Raw genomic sequence first — 26,319 nt, forward strand, 5'->3', positions numbered from 1 at the left:
AGAGTGATCTGATTACCTTACAATAATAAAGAGTAGGATTATTTATGGGATGCTGTGACGCACCTGGCTTGATGCCAATCGAAGAAGCGATGGATAAAATGCTGTCGCCAATCAAACCTATCCAAACGACCTTGCAACTCCCACTTGCTGAAGCTATTGGTTTTGTCTTAGCAGAAGACATTCTTTCTCCTATTTTTGTCCCTCCTTTTGATAATTCAGCAATGGATGGCTACGCGCTTCGCCTAGCGGATCTAGCACAAAACAATATTATGCCACTGGCTGGAAAGTCTTTTGCAGGTCAACCGTTTGATGGTGAATGGCCGCAAGGAACATGTATTCGCATTATGACCGGAGCAAAGATTCCAGACGGTTGTGATGCAGTAATTATGCAAGAAAATACTGAAGTACTCGAGCAAGGAATCCAGTTCAATCAAAGCGACGTAAAACCGCAAAACAACATCCGACCTATGGGTGACGATATCAAGCAAGGTGATGTTGTGCTTAACAAAGGCGCTCGTCTCACCTCTCGTGATATTCCTATGATTGCCACTTTGGGCATCAGCCATGTGACCGTTGTGCGTAAACCGCGCGTTGCCTTTTTCTCCACGGGTGATGAGCTGAAACCACTGGGTGAACCATTAGCTGAAGGTCAGATCTACGACAGTAACCGTTACGGTATTAAGCCACTGATTGAAAACTTTGGTTGTGAAGCTATTGATCTTGGGATTATTCCTGATTGTCCAGAAACCCTCAAAGCGACGTTTGAAAAAGCTCAAACTCTCGCGGATGTGGTGGTGACTTCGGGCGGTGTCAGCGTCGGTGAAGCCGATTACACGAAAGACATTCTTGAAGAACTTGGGCAAATCGGTTTTTGGAAACTGGCGATTAAACCGGGTAAACCTTTCGCCTTTGGTAAACTTTCTACTTCTTGGTTCTGCGGTTTGCCTGGTAACCCAGTATCAGCCGTATTAACCATGTATGTGCTAGTACAGCCACTACTGGCTAAATTAGCTGGGCATACTGAGTGGGCAGCGCCTGAATCTATTCCGGCGACGACACGCAGCGCATTTAAAAAAGCACCAGGTCGTACAGACTATCAACGTGGCATCTACTCAATCGAAGATGGCAAATTTGTTGTCGAAACCACAGGCAACCAAAGTTCAGGCGCATTCCGTTCCATGAGCTTAGCCAACTGTTTTGTCGTTCTTGAACGAGAACGTGGCCGTGTTGAAGTCGGTGAGACAGTCAGCATTCAGCTATTCAACCCGACCCTATACTAGAGGTGACGTTTGGAGATCTTATCTGATCAAGAAATGCTGCGATACAACCGTCAAATCATTCTTAAGCAGTTTGACTTTGACGGTCAAGAAGCATTGAAACAAGCCTCAGTGTTGATATTGGGAGCTGGCGGCTTGGGCTGCGCCTCTAGTCAGTACTTGGCAACAGCAGGCATCGGAAAACTCACCCTGATCGATGATGATGTAGTTGAGCTATCTAACCTTCAACGACAAGTATTGCATCATGATGCTGATGTTGGGACTAAGAAGGTTTTATCTGCGTCTAATTCGCTCAAACAGCTGAACCCACACCTTCAAGTTGAAACGATCGATAAAAGGCTAACTGATAAAGAGCTTTCCGCACTGATAGCAAATCACAGCTTAGTGCTCGATGCCTCAGATAATGTTGAAACCAGAAATCAACTTAACAAGCTTTGCTATGCTCTAAAAAGACCTTTGGTATCTGGTGCTGCTATCCGAATGGAAGGTCAAGTCAGTGTCTTTACCTACCAAGAAGACAGCCAGCCATGCTATCAATGTTTAAGTGCTCTGTTTGGTAACGCAGCCCTAAGTTGTGTTGAGGCCGGGGTTATGTCTCCTGTCGTTGGTATCATTGGCGCGGTGCAAGCTATGGAAGCGATCAAGGTGATTGCCAAGTATGGAACGCCAAAACAAGGTAAGCTCCTTATGCTTGATGCAATGAGCATGTCTTGGCGTGAAATGAACTTAATGAAAATGCCAAACTGCCCCGTTTGTGGTTAACTTTTCTAAGCAGTAAGGAACAATGACTTGTTGATGAATAATCCCAAAATTTTCCTTGCTGCTTTAATAGCCCTATCACTCGTTCTTGCTTTACTCCTCTTCCTTCTGCCACCAACTCAAAATAAATCCATTCATGGTGTTGTCGTATCTCAGACAATCACTCAATCTTTAGATGGTCAACGTCGCTATCTAAGTGTTCAGTTAGACACAGGCAACACCGTTCTCGTTACCGCCCCAACCTCTTCTGTATGCCCTGAAGGTTCAGGTATTACCTTGCTCATAGAGGAGAACACATTTGGCAAGACTAGTAGCTATCGCTTTTCATCTTGCCTACCTAGATATGAGTAAAGTGGCACACATATTAGATAAATAGTAAATAGCGTATAAGCTTACATAGATACCAGTGGGTCATTAAGCACACTATACGGGCAGGGACGCTTATGTTTAATCTTACTATTGCCAATAAAATACGCCTTGGTTTTGCCGTCTGTCTTTTGTTTTTCCTCGTGGCGATTCTCTATAGCTATAAGGGTATGGTTACGGCTGCACATAACTTTGAACATTATGGCGAACTCTCGACCGAAACTGCTTTAGCTGGGGAAATCCAAGCTAACTTTCTCAAAGTCCGTCTAAGTGCGCTCCAGTACGCCAATACACTGTCTCAACAGCAGCTCTCTATTTACGAAAATCGCCTCGCTAAATTGCGCAAAATGGTCTCTGATGACTTAAAAGCCACCACAGACCCTCTACGTAAAAAACATTTAGAAACCGTGTTCAAAGAGGTCAATTTATTTGACGAATCATTTCAAATCGTTAAGCAATCAACTGAGGCAGTAGAACATAAAGTTTATGTTGAAATGGTCGAGTTGGAGAAAAAGGCCATTTACGATCTAGAGCAGATGATTGAAGCTGCACACGATACGTCTAATGCAGATATTGAATACTATTCATCTTTGATTATGGAGAAGTTCTTGCTCGCCAATATCGCAGTATTGAACTATCTGCACAATGAGAAAGCAGAAGTTGCTGCTGAAGTGAGAAACTATTTTGGTTCCGAGTTGCCCGCACTTGAAGATAAGTTCCGCAACTACATCACCAGTAGTAGAGATACTGAATTGCTAAATGAATTCCTTGAACAACGTATTGCCTACGCTACGGGGTTTGAAGAGGTTGTTAAACTTAGAGAAACACAACATATTGCCGAAAAAGAAATGTTGGCGCTTGGGCTTGATATCTCTAAAGAACTAGAGCTGATTAAATTAGAATCTGTCGAAGAGCAACACGTGCTTTCTAACGACCTGTTGGAAGCAAAAAATGACACTATAGAAATTATCATCTCGCTGGCGATCCTTGCGTTCATTGTCGGGATAGTCACTGCTCTTGCTATTACCCGCTCAATCCGTATTGGGATAGATAAAGTCAAACAAATCTCTTCTCAGCTCGCAGAAGGTGATCTTTCTAATGATGTCGAAGTTAAAGGCAAAGACGAAATTGCAGAGCTTCTCAAAAACATGCGCACCACGATTCTTTCGTTGCGTGATATTGTCGGAAAGGTAAACGACTCTTGTATTAAAGTCGGTCAGATGTCAGAAGAGCTTTCGGCTATAACCCACACCACCAATCAATCATCTAACCAGCTTAGCCATGAAATGGAACAGATTTCGTCTTCTGTTCAGCAACTTTCAACTAGCACTACTGAAATTTCACAAAGTGCCTCAGACGCTGCCTCATTTACTCAATCAGCGACAACCAACGTTAACAACAGCCTCAATGAAGTCGAGAGCACACTAGAAGCAATAGAAAACGCCGAGAAAGCGATGAAAATTGGGTCAACTCAAGTAGGCGAACTGTACGATGAATCGATGAATATCGGTAGTATTTTGGAAGTGATACAAGGCGTAGCAGAGCAAACCAATCTACTTGCCCTCAATGCAGCAATCGAGGCAGCGCGCGCAGGTGATCAAGGTCGAGGCTTCGCGGTGGTCGCCGATGAAGTACGTTCGTTGGCGAAAAGGACTCAAGAAGCAACAGGTCAGATAGATTCTATGATTCATTCACTGCAATCTGGCGCTGACTCTGCAAGGCAATCCATTGATTCAAGTCACGATACCGTAACCAAGGCAGCGGTACAGGCTAAATCAGCATCAGAGAATATTTCCGCAATACACAGCACTATTGATGAACTCGGTGACACTAACACGCAAATCGCTGCCGCTGTGGAAGAACAGTGTATGGTGACGACGACGGTTAGCGAGAATATTACCGAAACCTACAATATCACGCGGGAAAACAGCGAGACGGTCAAGCATGTCGCTGACTCAGCCCAAGAGCTTGCAGAAGTTGCACAGTATCTCGATTTGCAGATGAAGCGATTTAAAATCGCTTAGCGTACAACTCAGTTTCAAGGTCTACACGGTTGCTTGTCATCGAGTGGTCGTGTAGCTTAATCCTTATATCTTTCAAAAACATAAGGATAGCCAATGTCACCGCTGATCACCCCTACTGATCTCAATAAGTTAATGGACGACGACAATCTAGTTATTTTAGATGCCAGCATTGATTTTCAGATTCCAGGCGAAGTAGAAAAAGACAAAACGAACCTAATTCCAAACAGCCTAAGATTCGATTACGACCACGAGTTTTGCGATCCAAACGCTTCCTTACCTCATATGATGCCAAGTGAAAAGCGGTTTAATAGTTTGGCGCAAGATCTGGGGATTAACAACAACTCCATCATTGTTATTTACGACAACAGTGGCACCTTCGCTTCACCAAGAGCATGGTGGATGTTCCGCGCAATGGGTCATCAGCAAGTCTATATCCTTGACGGCGGTTTAACAGAGTGGAAATCTCAAAGTCTTGCAACCACAAAAACGTATCGCAAAATTGAGTCCACTGGAGATTTCTCCGGTCAGCTTGATCCACACTACTTTGTTGATGCCAACTACGTACTAAAGCAAATTGACAATAGCTACAGCCTAACGGTCGATGCGCGCTCACGCGCCCGTTTTAATAGCGAAGTCGCTGAGCCAAGAGCGGGCATTCGAAGCGGTCATATTCCCAACTCTGTCTGTCAGCCATTTGCAGAACTCATGGATGGGCACAAGCTTAAGCCCGTGGAAGCGTTGCAATCAATCCTAACAAGCTCACTGTCGCAGCAAGCCAGCCAAACGCTATTTAGTTGTGGCTCTGGGGTGACAGCGTGTATCGTTCTATTGGCCGCTCATCTGTGCGGTTATCAAAACCTAGCAGTGTATGACGGTTCATGGACGGAATGGGGCGGCAACGAGTCACTGCCCATAGTGACAGCGTAACATTTACTGGTTCATAAGGCAGTTATCTAACTGCCTTGTCTGCAGCATCGCTTACTTCATCTGCTCGTCTAGGTTAAGTACTGTCAGTGCGTTGCTTACGCTTGTCGCGATTACGTCAATCACACCGGTTCTGAGTGCGCCCAACAATGCCAGTGGTTTGCTGTTTTCTGCAGCGATGGCTATAACCTCTGAAATCGGACGAAACTCGTCGATACTTAAGCCGATAACTCGGTCACTCATTACGGTCGTCGCTGAGTCGCCATGGATATCGAAGAAGTCGTAACCAGCAAAGTCACCCACTACCCCTTGCTGCATTCGCGACTGAACCACTTCATCTGCCGTAAACCAGCCAAGGTCAACCATATAACTGTTCTCGCTCATGTCACCGATACCGACTAAAGCAACATCAGCTTTACGCGCAAGATCCAAGGTTTGCTTAACGGTTGCGTTTTGCATAAAGGCCAGCTTTTGCTCTCTGTTTTCTGCATAGGCTGGTGCGTATAATGTCTCTGAGGTTCCACCGTAACTCTTCGCAAACTGACGGCAAATATGATCAGCATTGAACATCCCTCCGCGAGGGTGGATACCACCGATGCCGCAGACAAACTTAACATCACGCTGTGGAATGACACCAACGTGATGAGCTACTGCGGAGACATTACGACCTTGCCCAACGGTGACTACCGATCCATTTTGAATGGAACTAGCCATATATTTTGAAACCAGTCCTGCTACCTGTTGGCGTTGTTGCTCTTCTACCGGCTGATCTAGCGCGATAAGCGCACGCCTAACACCAAAGCGCTCAATCAGGCGCTGCTCTATTTTGGCACTAAACACAGGGTGGTATTTAACCGTAATTTCAACAATACCCTCATCACGGGCCTGCTTTAACATTCGGCCTACCTTGGCACGCGAGACAGAAAACTTCTTAGAGATTTCTTCCTGAGTCGCACCATCCTGATAGTAGGCGACAGAGATTTCCGTCAATAGATCTGCGTTATCATCTGAAATGTCACTTTGAGATTTGCTCATTAGGGTATCTTCCACAGCTAACCAATTGCACCTAACATGTGCTCACAGCCGTAGCATATGTCACAACAACCTTTTTTGGCAACATTTGCTCATAAGAATTACATTTTCTCAGCCTATATTTTCACCTGACAAGTTTATCCTTAGCCCTTACGCCGCCTTGGCAAACGTTTAGTTTCCTTACTAAGCGTAGGGAACACAAAAAATACTTGATGAACATCACTTAAAAGCTCATTCAACAATTGACTTTCTAGCTGTATGAGATAATTATGAACCCATCATTTACTCAGCGTTCGAGCAAATGTTCACAACAATTGTTCATACGTTGAAATTATTTAAGTTAAGTAAGCTAAGTTGTCCCCTGTGGGAAATTCGACTATTACTTAACTCGCTTGCAATTGCACACCCATATCCTTTAGTGATGTGGAAGCCCAATGAAATAGGATGATCGAAATGAGCAACAAATTAGAGCAACTTCGTAAACTAACGACTGTAGTCGCTGACACTGGTGAAATTGATGCAATCAAAAAATACCAGCCTGAAGACGCTACAACTAACCCTTCTCTGATTCTTAAAGCAGCTCAAATCGAAGAGTATGCACCTCTAATCGACGCTTCTATCGAATACGCTAAAGCGCAAAGCTCTGATAAAGCACAACAAGTACAAGACACTTGTGACATGCTAGCGGTAAACATCGGTAAAGAAATCCTTAAAACTATCCCTGGCCGTATCTCGACTGAGGTAGATGCTCGTCTATCTTACGATATGGAAGGCAGCGTAGCGAAAGCACGCCAACTAGTTAAAATGTACAATGATGCGGGCATCACTAACGACCGTATCCTTATTAAGCTAGCGTCTACTTGGGAAGGTATCCGTGCTGCTGAAATCCTAGAGAAAGAAGGCATCAACTGTAACCTTACTCTACTATTCTCTTTCGCTCAGGCTCGTGCTTGTGCTGAAGCTGGCGTATTCCTAATCTCACCATTCGTTGGCCGTATCATGGACTGGTACAAAGCAAAAGAAGGTCGTGACTTCGAAGCTCAAGAAGATCCAGGCGTACTATCTGTAACTAGCATCTACAACTACTACAAAGAGTACGGCTACAACACAGTAGTAATGGGCGCAAGCTTCCGTAACATCGGTGAGATCCTAGAGCTTGCTGGTTGTGACCGTCTAACTATCGCTCCTGCACTTCTTGCTGAACTAGAAGCGGCTGAAGGTGAAGTGGTAGAGAAGCTAGTTGACTCTAAAGGTGCTAAAGAGCGCCCTGCTGCGATGACTCACGCAGAGTTCCTATGGGACCACAACCAAGACCCTATGGCAGTTGAGAAGCTTGCAGAAGGTATCCGCAACTTCGCAGTTGACCAAGGCAAACTTGAAGCAATGATTGAAGCTAAGCTTTAATCAACAGAATTTCTAGAGGGGAACGTTTGCGTTCCCCTCTTTATATACTTTCTAAGAAACAATCTATTTATCGGTATTTATTATGGATCGTAAAAATCTAGCAAACGCAATTCGTGCTCTAAGCATGGACGGTGTACAACAAGCAAACTCTGGCCACCCAGGCGCACCTATGGGTATGGCTGACATCGCTGAAGTGCTTTGGCGTGATCACCTAAACCACAACCCTTCAAACCCAGAGTGGGCTGACCGCGACCGTTTCGTTCTTTCAAACGGCCACGGCTCTATGCTGATTTACTCTCTGCTTCACCTAGCAGGCTACGAGCTATCAATCGACGATCTGAAAAACTTCCGTCAGCTGCACTCTAAGACTCCAGGTCACCCAGAGTACGGTTACGCACCAGGTATCGAGACAACAACAGGTCCTCTAGGTCAAGGTATCACTAACGCTGTAGGTATGGCGCTAGCTGAGAAAACTCTAGCAGCACAATTCAACAAAGAAGGCCACGACATCGTTGACCACTTCACTTATGCATTCATGGGTGACGGCTGTCTGATGGAAGGTATCTCTCACGAAGCATGCTCTCTAGCAGGTACGCTAGGTCTTGGTAAGCTTATCGCTTTCTGGGATGACAACGGCATCTCTATCGATGGTGAAGTCGAAGGTTGGTTCTCTGACGATACTCCTAAGCGTTTTGAAGCTTACGGCTGGCACGTAATCCCAGCAGTAGACGGTCACAACGCTGAAGCGATCAACGCAGCAATTGAAGCAGCAAAAGCAGACCCACGCCCTACTCTAATCTGTACTAAGACAATCATCGGTTTTGGTTCTCCAAACAAATCTGGTTCACACGACTGTCACGGTGCACCACTAGGCGCTGAAGAAATAGCAGCTACACGTAAAGAACTTGGTTGGGAGCACGGTCCGTTTGAAATTCCGCAAGATGTCTACGCGCAGTGGGACGCGAAAGAAGCAGGCGCAGCTAAGGAAGCAGCGTGGAACGAGAAACTTGCAGCTTATGAAGCAGCATATCCAGAGCTTGCAGCAGAATTCAAACGCCGCGTAAACGGTGAACTGCCAACGCAGTGGGAAGAGAAAGCAAACGCAATCATTGCTGACCTTCAAGCTAACCCAGCAAACATCGCATCACGTAAAGCGTCTCAAAACGCACTAGAAGCGTTCGGGGCTATGCTACCAGAATTCCTAGGCGGCTCTGCTGACCTTGCACCTTCTAACTTAACCATGTGGTCTGGTTCTAAGTCTGTTTCTGCTGAAGACCCTGCAGGTAACTACATCCACTACGGTGTACGTGAATTCGGTATGACAGCGATCATGAACGGTATTGCACTTCACGGTGGCTTCGTACCATACGGCGCAACTTTCCTAATGTTCATGGAATACGCGCGTAACGCAATGCGCATGGCTGCTCTGATGAAAGTTCAGAACATCCAAGTTTACACGCACGACTCTATTGGTCTTGGCGAAGATGGCCCTACTCACCAACCGATTGAGCAAATGGCATCTCTACGTCTAACACCAAACATGAGCACATGGCGCCCATGTGACCAAGTGGAATCTGCAGTCGCTTGGAAACTGGCTATCGAGCGTAAAGATGGCCCAACGTCTCTAATCTTCTCTCGTCAAAACCTTGCACAGCAAGAGCGTAGCGAAGAGCAAGTAGCTAACATCGCTAAGGGTGGTTACATCCTGAAAGATTGTGAAGGTAAGCCGGAGCTAATCCTTATCGCTACAGGTTCTGAAGTTGAGCTAGCGGTTAACGCGGCGGCTGAACTGACAGCGGAAGGTAAGAAAGTTCGCGTTGTATCTATGCCTGCAACTGACGCATTCGACAAGCAAGACGCAGAGTACCGTGAATCTGTACTTCCATCTGACGTAACGGCTCGTATCGCTGTAGAAGCTGGCATCGCTGACTTCTGGTACAAGTACGTTGGCTTCGGCGGCAAGATCATCGGTATGACAACATTCGGTGAATCTGCACCAGCAGGTGAGCTATTCAAGATGTTCGGTTTCACTACTGAGAACGTAGTAAACACAGCGAAAGAGCTGCTAGCTTAATCCCTGTATCTTGATAATAAATGCCCCGCTATCTTAGCGGGGCATTTTTATTGGATCTCTTCTACATTAACTTGAGTGCTGAACTTAACGGTTTTAGTCGACACCGAGGTATGGAATTTACGTATATTGCGATCTTGATGTAAGACTCGCTCGATGAATCGCTCGTAAGCCTGTATATCCGACACCGATACGATCAGCATAAAGTCGTAGCCTCCGGTGATTTGATAGCATTGCGTTACTTCAGGTGCTTTCTCAATCGACTGCCTAAACACGCTGTAGATATCTCCCCTATCACGTTCCATTTCCACAGATACAATCAAGGTCATTTTGTTGCCTGCTAACGATGGGTTGATGATCGAGACATCTCCAACAATCACTTTTCCTGCCCTTAATCGTTTAACGCGCTTTAAACACGCGGGTGGAGACAAACCAACTTCCTCTGCAAGCTCAACGTTCGCTATGCGGTTATTCTTTTGCAGCACTGAAAGGATCTTTCGATCAATTCTGTCAATTTCCATATATTTCTTAAAACCCCATATCTAGGAATTTTTGCTTCCCTATAGAGAAAATAAAGAAACAAAGTTAGTTAAAGTCATTATATAAGCATCGTCATATTTCTCTACATTCGAATAACATTTTGCTATCTGTTGTTTTTGAAGGAATCGACAATGAACAAGCTGCAAAATTTCTTTCGAGATCTCGTTAAAGAAATCTTCGATGTCACTTGGACGCTCTACAAGATCATGGTGCCGATCATTATCATCATCAAAGTCATCGAAGAAATGGGTGGCATCGCAATCTTGAGTAATTGGCTTAGCCCTTTGATGAGCTTGGTTGGTCTTCCCGATGAGATGGGGCTCGTTTGGGCAACTACGCTGCTGACGAACATCTATGCGGGTTTATTGGTATTTATGAATACTGATGTGCAGCTTACTGTCGCCCAAGTGTCAGTGCTTGGCACATTGATGTTACTTGCTCACTCATTACCCATTGAAGCTGCCATTGCCAAAAAAGCGGGCGTAAGCATCACAATGACATTACTGCTGCGTTTAGGCGGTGGAATACTCTTAGCATGGCTACTACACCATAGCTACCAGTACTGGGACTTATTAGGTCAAACTGCAAATGTCGTCTGGTCACCAGAGCAAGTCGAACAACAAACATACTTAGAATGGGCATGGGTTCAAGTTGAAAACCTAGTTGCAATATTCCTTGTCATTTCTGCTTTGCTTTTTGCCCTCAAGCTGATGAAACTTATTGGTGTAGAACGAGTGATGGCGATAATGTTGCGACCAGTCTTAAGGTTACTTGGAATCAGTCGTGAAGCGACAAACATGACCATTGTAGGCATTACGTTAGGCTTGTCTTTTGGTGGCGGCCTTTTGATTAACGAAGCGAAACGTGGATACATCCCCGCGCGAGATGTGTTTATCGCGATTATGTTACTTAATCTTGTTCACAGTATGATTGAAGACACCATCCTTGTACTTCTGATAGGGGCTGATTTCATTTCTATCTTTTGGGGAAGGTTACTGTTTGGACTAGTTACCGTAGCGATACTTTCTCACACGCTCAAATATGTAAGTGATGCGACTTGCGAAAAGTACTTTTATCGAAGAGTCGAGTCTTAATTGTGGACATTAGACTCTAACAAAATAAATGCCTACCTAAGTAGTTTGGTAGGCATTTGTCTTTTACCCTTAATGACTTAAAGCATTTCTTTGGAGATAAGGTGAAGTAGAAAGGTCTCACGCTCAATACTCATGCCTTTCTTTGGGCTTTCAGCAATAGTTTTTTCATTATGAGCAATGGCATCATGAATGTTCATCCAGACAGCTTTCATGCCATTTTTAATCTCGTAATCTTCGTAGTTAGTCTCACCAAGTTCACGGTTAACTTTGCACGTATAGCAGTACGAAATCATATGAACAACGTCAGCATCCTCTTTGTACCAAGGGCGAAATTCTTCATAGATACCAAAAGGCTTAATGCCATGAATATTGATAGCCCCCGTCTCTTCTTCTAACTCGCGTACCATGCCAGCAATGATATCTTCACCTTCATCAAGGCCGCCGCCCGGAATGGTATAGTCATGGTAGCGCTCGGTGTACAAGAGTAAAATATCCTCTCCATCAACCACGATGGCGCGTGCTGCATTGCGCTTGAATATAATTTTGTCGTCCAAATGTTCAAGATCAGGATGGACTGTGGTCTTTAGATGTCTCATAGATAGGCTAGTGATAGAAAATTTGTTGCGATTCTATCACTAGCCCTGTCTTAGATTCCAATAAGATTGGAGATAACTCAGTTTGCTTAAACCTTATGCAAGCTTAAAGCGGTTAATCATGCTCATAAGGTTTTCTGAGACATGTCTTAACTCTTTACCCGAACTCGCCATTTGCGCCGACTCACTCGATACAGAGCTCGCCATGTCACTCAAGCTGACGACATTACGATTGATATCATTCACTGTGACCGTTTGCTGTTCTGCGGCAGTCGCAATATGCTGCGCCATCTCCTCAATGGTGTGAACCTCTTGATTAATTTTATCTAGAGTTTGACCAGCTTGCGTAGAGAGTTCAGACGCTTGGTTTGCTTTATCTGCGCCTTGGTTCATCACGACGACTACATTTTCAGCGCCAGTTTGAAGCTTTTCAACGATGTTTTGAATCTCAAGCGTTGATTCTTGAGTCCGCTGCGACAGCGTTCTTACTTCATCAGCCACCACGGCAAAACCGCGACCTTGCTCTCCAGCTCTCGCCGCTTCAATTGCGGCATTGAGTGCCAACAGATTAGTTTGTTCAGCAACGCCACGAATCACTTCAAGGACAGTATCCACATTTCTCGCATCCGTCGCGAGCTTCTGAACTACTTGCCCTGCCGAACCGATTTGCTCCGCCAATTCATTCGCTTCAGTAACATTCTTTTGAATGATCGAGTGGCTATTTTGCGTCTCTTTTGCCGCAAGGCGACTGGCGTCATTAGCTTCAACCGTTCTACTCGCTACTTCTTCAACGGTGGCGAGCATTTCTGTCATCGCTGTCGCCAACATATCCACATCGTTTTGCTGCTGATTCAGGCTGTCATCAATATGATGCACGGAATTGGATAACTGAGTCGCCGATGCTGAAACTTGTGTCCCTGCATCACTGATATTAAGCATAATCGATTGAATAGAGGCGACAAACTGGTTGAAGTAACGAGCTAAGTGAATCAGTTCTTTACTGCCCTCTTCTGGTAAACGCTGTGTTAAATCGCCTTCACCCTGAGACAATGTTTTCATTGCGCGTAACGTTCGTTTTAACGGTGACGTTATCGTTTTAATGAAATATCCGACCACCAGCGATAACACGACTAAAATACCGACGGCATAGCTAAGGGACGTGACTTCCGAACGGTAAGTTACCGCTTTTAAAGCAACCATGTTCATTCCAGAGCCAACCATCCAACCCCACGGTTCAAACATCACCGCGTAACTCGTTTTAGGGTCTAGGGATTCTTTATCTGGATTTTTCCAATGGTAATCAACAAACCCTCCACCACTTTTCGCCGTTTGGTACATTTCTTTCACAAAGTAAACGCCGTTGCTGTCTTGGAGGTTCATAATGTTTTTACCTAGTAGAGAGAGAACTCCAGAGGCAATTTGGATTCCATCATTATCACCAACAAAAATATAGTTATCACCATCAAAGCGCATTGCAGAAATCGTTTCCAAAGCGCGAGCTTGTGCGACATCTTCTGATAAAGCTCCACTTTCACTCTGCTGATGATAATAATCAATCACACTAACCGCACTTTCTACTAGCGTTTCAACTCCGCGCTCGTAGTTTTCACGCATGTGCTGTCGCGATTTATCAATATTTAAAAGAGTATTGGCAAATAAGCCAACTGCAAATAAACCAAGAATTGACCATGCCCTTGCGGCAATTGAGACGTTTTTAAGTTTCGTTACCAACATATCCATATACCCTAACCAATCAAGTTTATTATCAACCCGACTGCAAAAACCATAATAATTAGATGGTTACTGACTGGTCGGATTTATTTTATAAATATAACGGTAGCAGTAAAATGAATGGTTTGTGTAACTATTATATGAATTTAGTAATACTTAGGAGGTAGTGATATTTAGCTCAATTTAACTCTATGAAAATATCACCCTAAACTCAGGTTCAACGACATAATATGCTGCGGCCCTGCTGCTCCTCCTAAATAAAGATCACCATTATCAACAAATCCATTATTTAAATAGCAACGATAAGCCACTGGGTTTTTGCAATTAACGGTCAAGTAAACAGCATCATAATGTGGATATTGTTGTGCTAGGTAACTGCCTAAACCAGACATTGCACCACTTCCGTACCCACGACCTTGGCAGTTTATATCGATCAAGAATGCTCTAAAGCCTAGAGCGCCCGCGGGAGCAAACTCATAAACACGGCTATAAGTGGTATCGATAAGAAAGATACCAACGACTTTTTCATCATCTAAAACAAGATGAGGGTGCACTTTATCGTCAGCATTGAGGAGAACTTGCTCCACAGTGCCTACATACGGGAGTTGTTCATCCGCCACACTGAGAGTGATCACCTGTTCAAGATAAGCGGGGGTCATTGGTGTCAGCTTAATCATATTTTTCTCCATTCCTTGTCGAATCTAATATATATCAATAATTTAACTATTGGCGCAACTTGGATATAGCCTCAGTAAATTCATGGTTTATTTTCTTTCTAATTCAGTATTCAATAGGCGTCGTTACTCTCCTTCAATACCTTAGAGAGGTTTTTATGATAGATGTCGCTGTGTTTAGCTCTAAGTCTTACGACGAAGTATCTTTCTCGAAAGTTAACCAAGCTTATGGTTTTAACCTTCACTTCCACGATTTCCCGTTAACTCGAAAAACCGCAAAAATGGCTCATGACTGTCAAGTCGTTTGCGCGTTCGTTAATGATGATCTTTCAGCAACTGTCCTTGAAGCGTTATCGCAACAAGGCGTAAAGATGGTCGCTATGCGCTGTGCCGGATTTGATCGCGTCGACTTAGAAGCCGCGAAACGACTTGGTATTCAGGTAGTTCGCGTTCCTGCTTATTCGCCAGAATCTGTCGCAGAGCACACAGTCGGCTTAATGATGAGCCTAAACCGTCGTTTTCATAAAGCCTACCAAAGAACCCGGGATGCGAACTTTAACCTAGAAGGCCTAGTTGGGTTTAACTTCTTTGGTAAAACGGCAGGCGTGATCGGTACAGGTAAAATTGGCATTGCAACAATGCGAATTTTAAAAGGCTTAGGAATGGAGCTTTTGTGCCACGATCCATATGAGAATCCGATCGCTATCGAACTTGGAGCGAAATATGTTTCTAAACAAGAACTATTTGAACAGAGCGACATCATTACTCTGCACTGCCCGATGTCGGAAGAAAACTATCACCTACTTGATGAAACGGCTTTCGAGCAAATGAAAGATGGAGTTATGATCGTCAATACCAGTCGCGGTGGTTTACTCGATTCAGCAGCAGCGGTTGAAGCCCTAAAACGCGGACGAATCGGAGCACTTGGCCTTGATGTTTACGAGCATGAGAAAGAGTTATTCTTCCAAGATAAATCTAACGATGTGATTGTTGATGATGTATTTCGTCGATTGTCGGCTTGCCACAATGTCTTATTTACAGGTCACCAAGCTTTCTTAACTAATGAAGCTCTTGGCAATATTGCAGAAACAACGCTCGGTAATGTGGACGCGTTTGCTAAAGGCGTACCTTCAGGAAACGAAGTGCTAGAGCTTTAGTTTTCAATTAACCAACCACTAAGAAAGAGCCCCTTTGTTAGGGGCTCTTGTCGTTTTATTTCCTTAACGCGTTAAGCTTAGCTTGCGCGATACCGAACACGGTATCAATCGGGTAACTCCCCTCATCACTTGGCGTGCCAGCCGCTTTTCCAGTGAAGAGTTCGATAGCCTCAGTCACATGGTCGATTGCCCAGATATGGAACTCACCTTTTTCTACCGCTTTGACGATGTCTGGTCGTAACATCAAATTATGCATATTCGAACGCGGGATAATCACACCTTGCTCGTTCGTACGCCCTTTGATTTCACATACATCGAAGAAGCCTTCGATCTTCTCATTAACACCGCCAATCGGTTGTGATTCACCAAACTGGTTCATGGAACCTGTGATAGCAATGTCTTGGCGGTTTGGCTGTTTAGAAAAAGCCGAAACCACGGCACAGAACTCAGCCATACTTGCGCTGTCTCCATCTACGCCACCGTATGATTGTTCAAAAGTAATAGTGGTACTTAACGGGACTTTGGCCGTTTTACCAAATACTGAGGACAAGTACGCTGTTAGGATCATTACCCCTTTCGAGTGGATACTACCACCTAGGTCAACACTGCGCTCAATATCGATCACTTCACCATCACCGTAACAGGTTGTTGCAGTAATCCGGTTTGGCGCGCCAAACATATACTCACTGGTGCTAAGAACCGACAGAGCATTAACCTGACCAACGGCTTCACCATGAGTGTGAATAAGCGTCGTTCCGTTAATAAAGCTCTCCATCACGCTGTCTTTTAATCGGCTAACACGTAACTCTTGGTTAGACAGCGCCTCCTCAACATGGCTAGAACGAATCATGTTAGAGTTCGCTTGTCTTGCCACGTAGTTCGATTCCCTCAACAGATTCGCAATATTCGCCGAATGCAGTGAGATTTTGTTCTGATCGCCTGCTAAACGCGAACTGTGCTCGATGATCCTTGCGATGGCCTTGCGATCACAATGCAGCATCCCGTTATCGTTCACCACGCTAGAAATAAACTTCGCGTATTGAAGCTCAGAGTCAGCATTACGCGTCATCTCATCTTCAAAATCTGCGGTTACACGGAATAGCTCGCTAAACTCTGGATCATAGTGTTGAAGCAACTGGTAGGTGCGGTAATCACCGAATAGGATAATTTTCACATCCAAAGGAATCGCTTCAGGATCAAGTGATACTGTACCTGTTAGCGTGACTTCTTTCTCTAGAGAAGTAAAACTCAACTGGCGCGCACGCAGAGCACGTTTAAGTCCATCCCATACATAAGGTTGCTCCAGTACCTTCTGCGCATCCATCAAGAGCACACCACCGTTCGCCTTGTGCAGACTACCTGGGCGAATTAAGGAGAAATCAGTAAAAACCGTTCCCTTAAAGGTGGCGGTTTCAATATAACCAAATAATGTGTGATAGTTTGGGTTCTCTTCAACGACGATTGGAAACTCTTCGTTTTTACGGCTTACAAGAACGTTAACCTTGTAGCGACGAGGCAATTTCTTGTCGAGCGAGGCTGTTGCCACCTCGCCTTGCTCCGCACTTTGCTCAAGGAAGATATCTGCATTATCAACGATGTCTTGCTGAAGTTCAGTAAGATAACTTTTAATTGCAGGGTAACCTGAATAGTCTTTCTTAAGCTGTTTGATGAAATGGGTGATCACATCTAGCGTCACTTCATCGTTGAGCTTTTTAATCTTCTCTGTGTAGGCTTCTTCCCACTCAGTAAGTTGACGAACCATATTTCTCAGTTGCACTTCAAGTTCGTCGATCGTGTCACCAAAGTATTCTTGCTCTTTATTGCTCAGCTCTTCAAACGACTCTTCCGTGTGAAGCTCTTCGCCATTCATCGCAACAAACTGGTAGTCACCTTGAGTCGTAATGGTCAGGCTAATACCTTTAGACTTGGCTTCTTTAGTGATGACAGCAAGTTCTGCTTCTTGCTTAGTGGCCAATTGGTTTTTCAGCTTATCTGCGCGGCTATAATACAGCTCATTGTCAAAGGCTAGCGGCATCGCATTGACCAGCTTAGACATGAGTTTTTCAATATCTTGTTTGAACTTACTGCCAACCCCACAAGGCAACTTTAAAACCTTTGGTGTTCGAATATCTTCAAAGTTCGCGACATAACACCAGTCAAAAAGTGCAGCGGCATCATGTTGATGGCGATTTAAATAGCGCAAAATCATCGTACGCTTGCCTAATCCATTTTGGCCAATTGCGTAGATGTTGTATCCCTTCTCTTTAATCGACATAGCAAACTCGACGGCTTTCTGAGCACGCTCCTGTCCGACAATCTCATCGATAGGCGCCAACTCCTTTGTCGACTTGCTTTGTAGTTTTTCTAGCTCAGCTGATAGGTATAGCTGATTCGCTTCAAGTCTTTGAATGGTCATCACTCTATCCTTGTAGTTATTGTTCTCATAAAGCTAGTTTAGGCTAGATTTGTTTAAGTTTTAGTGACTTACAGCCAAATCACGTTTAACAGCTCACTTTTTAATCACTCGTGTAAAATTAAACAGGGCTTAAATGATAATTATTTGCATTGGTTAATAAATTGCATTTAAATAGGCATAACATTTTGAGAGCGGAGTATTTGGACATGGATTTGCAGCAATGCTGGACACATTATCTAAAAGCAGAGCAATTGCTAGAACAAGGACACTGGCCTGAAGCACATTACTTATACGAACTTGTGCTAAGCCACTTGCCTTCTCACCTGCAAGATGCACTGATGGATAATGAGACAAAACCTTGCCAATTTAGCTGCTTAGTCACAGGGTTACGCGATGCTGCCGTTTCTCAATCAGAGATTCTGAACAAGATGGGACAGCACCAACAGGCATTCAACCTGCTAAACCAAACCTATGCGCAGCTCCAGTTTGTCTCGATTGAATCTTTCGATCTAGTTCAAGCCACTCAACATGTCATACAAAATCAGTGTGAGGATTTATTGCGTCATATGGGCGCTTTTTGTAGTGCTCAACGTAATGCACAGTGGATGCTCGAATTTGAACATGTACAAAAAGCTCACCATTACTTTTCGACGCTCAAGCACTACAACTCTGCTATGGAAAGCTCACACACTATAAATTAAATAAGGATGTACAATGTCACAGACGCCTATTCTTAAGGTTCGAAACCTTTCCGTAAGTTTTACCACCAACGATGGAATTGTTGACGCGGTAAAAGATGTCAGTTTCGATCTGCTAAAAGGTGAGACGCTTGCTATCGTTGGGGAATCTGGTAGTGGAAAATCAGTATCAACCAACGCCTTAATGCAACTTCTGCCAAATAATGCGATTGTTCATTCTCAATCTAGCATTGAGTTTGAAAATAAAGAGCTGTTGGATAAATCAGAAAAAACCATGCAGAGCATCCGTGGTGATCGAATTGGCATGATATTCCAAGAGCCAATGACCTCTCTCAATCCATTTATGCGCGTTGGAATTCAAGTCGCTGAGGCCATTATGTGTCACCGAAGCGTGACTCGCTCTCAGGCTAAGCAAAAAGTGCTCGACCTATTCGATTTGGTCCACTTACCAAACCCTCAGCAAGCTTACACCAAGTACCCTCACGAGTTTTCCGGTGGTCAATTACAACGTATCATGATCGCGATGGCACTGATCAATGAACCCGATATTCTCATCGCCGATGAACCAACGACAGCTCTAGACGTGACAGTTCAAGCTGAGGTGCTGAACCTTATTAAAGAGATTCAAGCTAAGATGGGCATGTCTATTCTGTTCATCACTCATGACCTAGGAGTTGTAAAACATCTCGCTGATCGAGTCATCGTAATGTGTAAAGGTGACGTGGTGGAAAAAGGTCAATGTGACGAGTTGTTTGCCCAACCAAAGCATGAATATACGCAAATGCTGATCAACTCCATACCTAGTGGCAGTAAAGACCCTATAGAAGAAGATGCCCCTGCTCTGCTCAAAGCTGATGATATTCGAGTAAAGTTCTTAATTAAATCTCACTTCTTGCCTAACCGTAACCAATATTTCGAAGCGGTTAAAGGGATCTCGTTGGAACTAAAACAAGGTGAAACGTTAGGCATTGTAGGTGAGTCTGGCTCGGGTAAATCCACCCTAGGCCGCGCACTGATTGGATTACTACCTTCAACTGGACACATCCAGTTTAAAGGCCAAGACATCAGCCAACTGTCTGAGAAACAGCGCTTTGAACTGAAAAAAGATATTCAAATGGTGTTCCAAGACCCTTATGGTTCGCTATCTCCACGTATGACAGTTGGCGATATCATCACGGAAGCGCTAACCGTGCATCAACCTCAATTGACTCGCACAGAACGTATGGCAAGAGCGCGAAAAGCCCTTGAAGAGGTGCGCCTAGATCCGCACTCTATCAACCGCTACCCGCACGAATTCTCTGGAGGTCAGCGTCAGCGTATCGCCATTGCACGAGCCCTGATTCTTGAGCCCTCGTTCATCTTGCTAGATGAGCCGACCTCTGCACTTGATCGTTCTGTCCAGCTTACAGTTATTGATCTACTTAAGGATCTTCAGAAGAAACACAACATCGGCTTCTTGTTCATTAGCCATGATTTAAGTGTTGTAAAAGCTCTATCAGACCGCGTGCTGGTGATGCAAAAAGGCGAAGTGATGGAGCAAGGCACTGCTGATGAAATATTCCACAGCCCGAAGAGCGATTACACCAAGAAACTTATCGCTGCCTCATTTGATTTGGAAGAATCCACCGAAGCAGCCTAAGCTAATATAAGTTCGGTTTGGCCGCCGACCCTAAAGCCGACGCATGGAAGCGTCGGCTTTTTTGTCTCTCTTTTGCTGAGCTGATGTTGAACTGGCTAGAAGTAATGAGAAATTGCCAAATACCGCGCGCGAATGTGTTCAATCAGCAATTTTACTTTATTCGGTGGTTGTCTGGTGAATGGGTACACCGCATAGATCCCAAGCCGTTTGCCGACTTGCTCAGGAAACAAATCCACCAGCTGACCGTTTCGTATGTCGTGATAGACCAAACATCTTGGTACATAGGCGATTCCATGACCACCCAAAGCGGCTTTTCTCAGTGCGGTCGCGTTATCCGTCGAAAAGGAACCGGTCACTTTGACAATATAGTTCCCCTCTTCAGCTTTAAACTCCCATTCGCTCGCACCTGTGGTTTGGTAGGCATATTGAAGGCAGTTGTGCTTTGCTAAGTCTTGCGGCTCTATCGGTTTGCCATTTCTGGCGATATAAGAAGGCGACGCGCACACTACCCATTGAGAATCTAGAATGTGCCTAGCGATCAAGCTCGAATCTTCTAGATAGCCTGTTCTAATCACCAAGTCATACCCCCCTTCCACGAGGTCGACAAATCGATTATCTAAAGACATATCGACCGTTAACCCTGGATGAGAGTTGCAAAATTCGGCGACAGCATCGGCCAATATGAGATCACCTGAAATGGTGGGGACAGACATTTTGATATGGCCGCTCACGTTCTCACCAAACCCTGAAACTGCGTCCATAGCCTCTTGAGCGGCTTGCTTCACATTTTTAGCACCATGCGTTAACGCTTTACCCGCTTCTGTTAACGTTAATTTACGCGTTGTTCGATATAATAGCTGGACACCAATTTCTTCCTCTAATCGGGCAATTCTCTTGCTAACTACCGAATTTGTAAGGTTATTTGCCTCAGCCACCTTGCTAAAACTGCCCATTTCCACGACTTGAGAAAACAGGATTAAGTCATCTGCACGCATTGATTATGTCACTTTTGGAATTAATTATTTTCATTATTTCCCTGTATCAATAAAAAATAAAGGGGTAAATTCACCCCAAATTAACAATAGCATCACAATTATAAAATCTAAGAGACTCTTAAGAGTCCTGATTGACGAATGTAAAGGACGTACCAATGAGTGAAACATTACTTGCCCTAGTGGCTTTCTCACCAATAGTGGTGGCAGCCATACTTCTCGTAGGCCTAAACTGGCCTGCTAAACGCGCGATGCCGGTCGCATTTGGTTTAACCGTTGTCATTGCCCTCTTCGCTTGGGATATGTCAGCCACCCGCGTACTTGCTTCTGTATTTCAGGGACTCGGAATCACCGTCTCTGTATTATGGATTGTGTTTGGTGCCATCTTCTTGCTCAACACTTTAAAACACACTGGCGCAATCTCTACGATTCGAAACGGTTTTACCAACATCTCTCCAGATAGACGAGTTCAAGCGATTATTATCGCTTGGTGTTTTGGTTCATTTATTGAGGGCGCTTCCGGTTTCGGTACGCCAGCAGCCATTGCCGCACCTCTACTTGTCGCTATTGGTTTCCCAGCACTTGCGGCCGTATTAATGGGAATGATGATTCAATCAACGCCTGTTTCTTTCGGCGCGGTGGGTACACCTATTATCGTTGGCGTTAACAAAGGGTTAGACACTCATAATATTGGCGAAGCGCTTATCGCTAATGGCTCAACGTGGGATGCTTACCTACAGCAAATCACATCGAGCGTTGCTTTAATTCACGCCTGTGTAGGCACGTTAATCCCTGTACTAATGGCGATGATGTTGACTCGATTCTTCGGCAAGAACAGAAGCTGGACTGAAGGGCTAGATATCCTACCATTCGCGATATTCGCTGGCCTCTCTTTCACTATCCCATATGCGTTAACAGGCGTGTTCCTTGGTGCTGAGTTCCCGTCACTCATCGGTGGTTTAGTTGGCCTATCCATTGTGGTTTCAGCGGCTAAACGTGGCTTCCTAGTTCCTAAGTCAACGTGGGACTTTGAAGACGAAAACAAATGGCCTGCTGAATGGTTAGGCTCACTAAAGATCGATTTAGATGACTCTAAAACTAAGCCAATGAACATGGCTTTAGCTTGGCTTCCATATGTACTACTTGCTGTTGTACTTGTCGCTAGCCGTGTCAGTACTGAATTCAAAGCGATGCTGCGTGGCGTTAGTCTTTCATTTAGCAATATCTTAGGTGAAGCGGGCATTAGCACGGCCATACAACCTCTGTACCTACCAGGTGGTATTCTAGTGTTTGTTGCTTTAGTAGCGGTATTACTTCAATCTCGCAGCATTGCACCACTTGGGAAAGCGTTTGGTGAATCAAGTAAAACACTGATTGGTGCAGGATTTGTCTTGGTGTTTACTATCCCTATGGTGCGCATCTTCATCAACTCAGGCATCAACGGAGCTAATCTAGCAAGTATGCCGGTCACGACAGCTAACTTTGCTGCAGGCTTGGTGGGTGAGGCATTCCCAGCCCTTAGTGCGACAGTCGGTGCGCTTGGCGCCTTCATTGCGGGTTCTAACACAGTGTCGAACATGATGTTTAGCCAGTTCCAGTTTGAAGTTGCTCAAACTCTGACCATATCGAGTGCCGTGGTTGTTGCGCTACAAGCTGTCGGTGCTGCTGCCGGTAACATGATCGCTATCCACAATGTGGTTGCTGCATCTGCCACCGTTGGACTGCTTGGACGCGAAGGGGCAACGCTGCGTAAGACCATTATCCCTACCATCTACTACTTAGTTGTAACGGGTATCATTGGTCTAGTCGCTATCTATGGCTTGCAAATTACTGACGCGTTAATGAACTAAAAGAATTTCCCTTGAGGCGTTAATACTCTAACCCCTGACAAGACCCCTGCTAACGTGAAAACGATAGCAAAACCGTGGGTATTGACGCCTCCCTTTTAAGATATCGACCATACTAAACCTTCATAGAAAGGCACTAAAAACTCTATTAGGAATGACTTTATGATTATCTCTGCTTCTACTGACTATCGTGCCGCTGCAAAAGCGAAGCTTCCTCCGTTCCTTTTTCACTATATTGATGGCGGTTCTTACGGTGAACATACCTTGAGAAAAAACACCGAAGATCTCGCAGACATCGCGCTGAAACAACGCGTACTAAACAATATGGAAGATCTGAGTCTGGAGACAGAGATCTTTGGCGAAAAGTTTGCGATGCCAATTGCGCTTGCACCTGTTGGGCTCACTGGAATGTATGCACGAAGAGGTGAAGTTCAGGCAGCCAAAGCAGCGGAAAACAAAGGCATTCCATTCACTATGTCTACAGTGTCGGTCTGTCCGATTGAAGAAGTCGTTCCAGCGATTGAGCGCCCAATGTGGTTTCAACTGTATGTGCTGAAAGATCGCGGCTTTATGAAGAATGTGCTTGAGCGTGCGAAAGCTGCTGGTGTTACAACGCTTGTATTCACCGTTGATATGCCAGTACCGGGAGCTCGCTACCGTGACATGCACTCAGGTATGAGTGGCCCTAACGCTGCCGCGCGCCGTGTGTTCCAAGCGATGCGTCACCCAAGCTGGGCTTTTGATGTCGGATTGTTTGGCAAGCCACACGACCTTGGCAACATCTCGACTTATCGCGGAGAGCCTACCAAATTAGAAGACTACATTGGCTGGCTAGGCGACAACTTTGACCCTTCTATTTCGTGGAAAGATCTTGAATGGATTCGCGAATTTTGGGATGGCCCCATGGTTATCAAAGGAATCCTTGATGAGCAAGATGCGAAAGATGCGGTAACCTTTGGCGCTGATGGCATCGTGGTCTCGAATCACGGTGGTCGACAATTAGATGGCGTCCTTTCAACCACAAAAGCTCTGCCTACCATCGCAGACGCAGTAAAAGGTGATCTTAAAATCTTCGTCGATTCAGGTATCAGAACAGGTCTTGATGTCGTGCGTATGCTTGCACTCGGCGCCGATTGTACTCTGCTAGGTCGCTCATTTATCTATGCGCTCGCCGCGCAAGGTCAAGCAGGTGTTGAAAATCTTCTCGACCTATATGAGAAAGAAATGCGTGTAGCCATGACGCTAACGGGAGCCAAAAGTATCCACGATCTGAATAGAGACTCTCTTGTTAACTTCAAATAAAGCCTTACTCTCAATATTAAAGTGACATTGTAACCCAATAATATTCACTTTTAATTATCGGAGAGTGTGTCGACTCAGTATGCTTTCAGTTGAAGCGAGTCGCAACTCTCCGCCAATCCCGACCAACTATGGTAACTAAAGGTAATAATTCATATCATCTATAAAATCTCCACAACAGAGGGAAAGATGATGGAATTTGAAATGTTCGTTTGCGATGCCTTTACGACTCAAAGGTTTAAGGGAAACTCTGCCGCAGTTGTTCCGGTCAATGATTGGCTTAGCGATGATTTGATGCTTAAGATTGCCGCCGAAAACAACTTATCGGAAACGGCTTTTATTAAACCCATAGATGTCGAACACTATGAAATTCGCTGGTTCTCCCCTCTATGTGAAGTTGATTTTTGTGGCCATGCCACGTTAGCCTCTGCCTATGTCCTATTTTCCCACTTTGATGCGGGAGACAGCATTACTTTTGAAACTCGCTTTGTTGGTCCGCTAGTTGTCGATAAAGACCTTAGTGGTCGTATTTTGATGACGTTTCCACTCAGAAAGCCGCAAGCCACTAATCCTCCCGCAGATCTGCTAGAAGGCTTGTCGATCCCTCCGGTCGAGGTACTAAGAAGCCCGCAAGCTTATTTCGCTATCTATGACAATGAACAAGATGTTTATGATTTAAAAACCAAAAGTGATTTCCTTAAACGTCTCGCCCCATATGACGTAGTTGCAACAGCCAAGAGTAAAGAGTACGACTTTATTTCCCGTTATTTTTGGCCTGCCAATGGAGGGGATGAAGATCCTGTGACAGGTTCCATTCATGCAGGACTGGCTCCATTTTGGTCTGACAGGCTCAACAAAAACAATTTGAAAGCATACCAAGCGTCCAAGCGCGGCGGAATTGTCTATTGTCATGTTTCACAACAAAATGTCGTCGTAGCTGGGGATGTCGTACCCTACTCGCATGGAAAGATATACGTTTGAAATTCACCATGTTGCCATAGACCTAAGCCCACATTAGCCACTTGAATAACTGGTTAAGTGATTTATTTAGTCATCTTGTTTGGCTGCACAAACTTGCCAGAAAGTAGGTGATTTTGTCAGAAAATATGGTTAGATTCTCTGTATTGGCGGTTGTGGAGAATTATATGAAAATCATTATCTTACATGGGCTTTACATGCATGGAATGGTGATGCAACCACTAAGCCACAAACTCAGGGAGCTTGGTTACCGAACTAAGATACTCTCTTACAACAGCGTTGCAATCGATGAGCAGCAAGTATTTACCTCTATTGATAACGCTTTATCCGATACTATGCCTAACGTTCTCGTTGGGCACAGTTTAGGTGGGCTGATCATTAAGCATTACCTGCAATCTCGCCAGCTAAATCAAGATGTTGTTTCACACGTTGTTACCATCGGTTCTCCAATGCAAGGGGCATCCATTGTTACTCGGATTCAAGAACTAGGCATGAGTGCTATCTTAGGCAACTCACCAGATTTTGGTCTTGCTCAACATGAAGGTAGTTGGTCTCTTCCACAAAAACTTGGTTGTATTGCCGGTACGCTTCCACTTGGTGCTCGCTCATTGCTTTTAATGGACAATAAAATGATGTCAGACGGCACGGTAACAGTAGAAGAGACTAAGATAGAAGGGATGACTGACCATATCGAGATTAGAAGCAGTCATACTAGTTTGATCTACTCTTCGTTAGTACCGGGGCAAATACATCATTTCATTGCTAACGGGCAGTTTAGAAAAACAAAACAAACGCACTAACCAA

General features: G+C 44.7%; 22 protein-coding genes. 15 read left to right on the top strand and 7 right to left on the bottom strand.

Annotated elements, in window-relative coordinates; all coding sequences use genetic code 11:
• Positions 1-44 precede the first annotated feature (44 nt).
• From moeA to AC5O63_RS01185, 5 genes are all read left to right on the top strand, one after another.
• A complete protein-coding gene (moeA, locus tag AC5O63_RS01165; RefSeq protein ID WP_494503588.1) occupies positions 45-1,280 on the top strand; it encodes a molybdopterin molybdotransferase MoeA in 1,236 nt (411 codons plus the stop codon).
• 9 nt (positions 1,281-1,289) lie between these two features.
• Positions 1,290-2,039 (top strand): molybdopterin-synthase adenylyltransferase MoeB, encoded by a 750-nt coding sequence (gene moeB / locus AC5O63_RS01170; RefSeq protein WP_494503589.1) that lies wholly within the window; start codon positions 1,290-1,292, stop codon positions 2,037-2,039.
• A gap of 33 nt (positions 2,040-2,072) precedes the next feature.
• Positions 2,073-2,387, top strand: coding sequence for a hypothetical protein (locus AC5O63_RS01175; protein ID WP_494503590.1), 315 nt, complete (start codon positions 2,073-2,075; stop codon positions 2,385-2,387).
• 92 nt (positions 2,388-2,479) lie between these two features.
• Positions 2,480-4,426, top strand: coding sequence for a methyl-accepting chemotaxis protein (locus AC5O63_RS01180; protein WP_494503591.1), 1,947 nt, complete (start codon positions 2,480-2,482; stop codon positions 4,424-4,426).
• A gap of 93 nt (positions 4,427-4,519) precedes the next feature.
• Positions 4,520-5,353 (top strand): sulfurtransferase, encoded by an 834-nt coding sequence (locus AC5O63_RS01185; RefSeq protein WP_494503592.1) that lies wholly within the window; start codon positions 4,520-4,522, stop codon positions 5,351-5,353.
• Between the two features lie 51 nt (positions 5,354-5,404).
• Here the strand turns inward: AC5O63_RS01185 and AC5O63_RS01190 are convergent, their stop codons facing one another.
• Complete coding sequence (locus AC5O63_RS01190; protein ID WP_004747744.1) at positions 5,405-6,385, bottom strand: sugar-binding transcriptional regulator; 981 nt, start codon at positions 6,383-6,385, stop codon at positions 5,405-5,407.
• A gap of 450 nt (positions 6,386-6,835) precedes the next feature.
• Here AC5O63_RS01190 and tal point away from each other — a divergent pair, with 450 nt between their 5' ends.
• Both tal and tkt read left to right on the top strand, forming a co-directional pair.
• Positions 6,836-7,786 carry a transaldolase gene (gene tal, locus AC5O63_RS01195; protein ID WP_004747746.1) on the top strand — a complete coding sequence of 317 codons (951 nt, stop codon included), beginning with the start codon at positions 6,836-6,838 and terminating at the stop codon, positions 7,784-7,786.
• Between the two features lie 82 nt (positions 7,787-7,868).
• Complete coding sequence (gene tkt / locus AC5O63_RS01200; RefSeq protein WP_494503593.1) at positions 7,869-9,860, top strand: transketolase; 1,992 nt, start codon at positions 7,869-7,871, stop codon at positions 9,858-9,860.
• Between the two features lie 47 nt (positions 9,861-9,907).
• Here tkt and AC5O63_RS01205 read toward each other — a convergent pair whose 3' ends face one another.
• Positions 9,908-10,378 carry an Lrp/AsnC family transcriptional regulator gene (locus AC5O63_RS01205; protein ID WP_171320933.1) on the bottom strand — a complete coding sequence of 157 codons (471 nt, stop codon included), beginning with the start codon at positions 10,376-10,378 and terminating at the stop codon, positions 9,908-9,910.
• A gap of 150 nt (positions 10,379-10,528) precedes the next feature.
• Between AC5O63_RS01205 and AC5O63_RS01210 the strand changes: the two genes are divergently transcribed.
• Positions 10,529-11,491 (top strand): hypothetical protein, encoded by a 963-nt coding sequence (locus AC5O63_RS01210; protein WP_494503594.1) that lies wholly within the window; start codon positions 10,529-10,531, stop codon positions 11,489-11,491.
• A 77-nt stretch (positions 11,492-11,568) separates the two neighbouring features.
• Here AC5O63_RS01210 and AC5O63_RS01215 read toward each other — a convergent pair whose 3' ends face one another.
• From AC5O63_RS01215 to AC5O63_RS01225, 3 genes are all read right to left on the bottom strand, one after another.
• The gene (locus AC5O63_RS01215) at positions 11,569-12,087 is read right to left on the bottom strand and encodes an NUDIX hydrolase (RefSeq protein WP_494503595.1); all 519 of its coding nucleotides are present in this window, start codon (positions 12,085-12,087) and stop codon (positions 11,569-11,571) included.
• Positions 12,088-12,180: 93 nt separating this feature from the next.
• The gene (locus AC5O63_RS01220) at positions 12,181-13,818 is read right to left on the bottom strand and encodes a methyl-accepting chemotaxis protein (RefSeq protein WP_494503596.1); all 1,638 of its coding nucleotides are present in this window, start codon (positions 13,816-13,818) and stop codon (positions 12,181-12,183) included.
• Between the two features lie 197 nt (positions 13,819-14,015).
• A complete protein-coding gene (locus AC5O63_RS01225) occupies positions 14,016-14,492 on the bottom strand; it encodes a GNAT family N-acetyltransferase (protein WP_494503597.1) in 477 nt (158 codons plus the stop codon).
• 155 nt (positions 14,493-14,647) lie between these two features.
• Here AC5O63_RS01225 and AC5O63_RS01230 point away from each other — a divergent pair, with 155 nt between their 5' ends.
• The gene (locus tag AC5O63_RS01230; RefSeq protein ID WP_494503598.1) at positions 14,648-15,646 is read left to right on the top strand and encodes a 2-hydroxyacid dehydrogenase; all 999 of its coding nucleotides are present in this window, start codon (positions 14,648-14,650) and stop codon (positions 15,644-15,646) included.
• Between the two features lie 55 nt (positions 15,647-15,701).
• Here the strand turns inward: AC5O63_RS01230 and AC5O63_RS01235 are convergent, their stop codons facing one another.
• On the bottom strand, positions 15,702-18,062 hold the full coding sequence (locus AC5O63_RS01235; protein ID WP_239855473.1) for a Lon protease family protein: 2,361 nt from the start codon (positions 18,060-18,062) through the stop codon (positions 15,702-15,704).
• Positions 18,063-18,268: 206 nt separating this feature from the next.
• Between AC5O63_RS01235 and AC5O63_RS01240 the strand changes: the two genes are divergently transcribed.
• Both AC5O63_RS01240 and AC5O63_RS01245 read left to right on the top strand, forming a co-directional pair.
• Entirely contained in the window at positions 18,269-18,763 is a 495-nt protein-coding gene (locus AC5O63_RS01240) for a hypothetical protein (protein WP_494503599.1), read from the top strand.
• A gap of 13 nt (positions 18,764-18,776) precedes the next feature.
• Positions 18,777-20,399, top strand: a complete 1,623-nt coding sequence (locus tag AC5O63_RS01245) for an ABC transporter ATP-binding protein (RefSeq protein ID WP_494503600.1) — start codon at positions 18,777-18,779, stop codon at positions 20,397-20,399.
• Positions 20,400-20,494: 95 nt separating this feature from the next.
• On the opposite strand, the gene AC5O63_RS01250 is transcribed toward AC5O63_RS01245, so the two are convergent.
• Positions 20,495-21,394 (bottom strand): LysR family transcriptional regulator, encoded by a 900-nt coding sequence (locus AC5O63_RS01250; protein WP_239855471.1) that lies wholly within the window; start codon positions 21,392-21,394, stop codon positions 20,495-20,497.
• A gap of 155 nt (positions 21,395-21,549) precedes the next feature.
• Here AC5O63_RS01250 and AC5O63_RS01255 point away from each other — a divergent pair, with 155 nt between their 5' ends.
• The 4 genes from AC5O63_RS01255 to AC5O63_RS01270 all read left to right on the top strand — a co-directional run bounded on the left by AC5O63_RS01255 (position 21,550) and on the right by AC5O63_RS01270 (position 26,315).
• Positions 21,550-23,241, top strand: coding sequence for an L-lactate permease (locus AC5O63_RS01255; RefSeq protein ID WP_494503601.1), 1,692 nt, complete (start codon positions 21,550-21,552; stop codon positions 23,239-23,241).
• A 159-nt stretch (positions 23,242-23,400) separates the two neighbouring features.
• Positions 23,401-24,540 (top strand): FMN-dependent L-lactate dehydrogenase LldD, encoded by a 1,140-nt coding sequence (gene lldD / locus AC5O63_RS01260; protein ID WP_494503602.1) that lies wholly within the window; start codon positions 23,401-23,403, stop codon positions 24,538-24,540.
• A 189-nt stretch (positions 24,541-24,729) separates the two neighbouring features.
• Complete coding sequence (locus tag AC5O63_RS01265; protein WP_494504552.1) at positions 24,730-25,518, top strand: PhzF family phenazine biosynthesis protein; 789 nt, start codon at positions 24,730-24,732, stop codon at positions 25,516-25,518.
• 164 nt (positions 25,519-25,682) lie between these two features.
• Positions 25,683-26,315 (top strand): esterase/lipase family protein, encoded by a 633-nt coding sequence (locus AC5O63_RS01270; RefSeq protein ID WP_494503603.1) that lies wholly within the window; start codon positions 25,683-25,685, stop codon positions 26,313-26,315.
• The last annotated feature ends 4 nt before the right edge of the window (positions 26,316-26,319 follow it).

The sequence above is a fragment of the Vibrio sp. SCP2 genome (assembly GCF_059295395.1).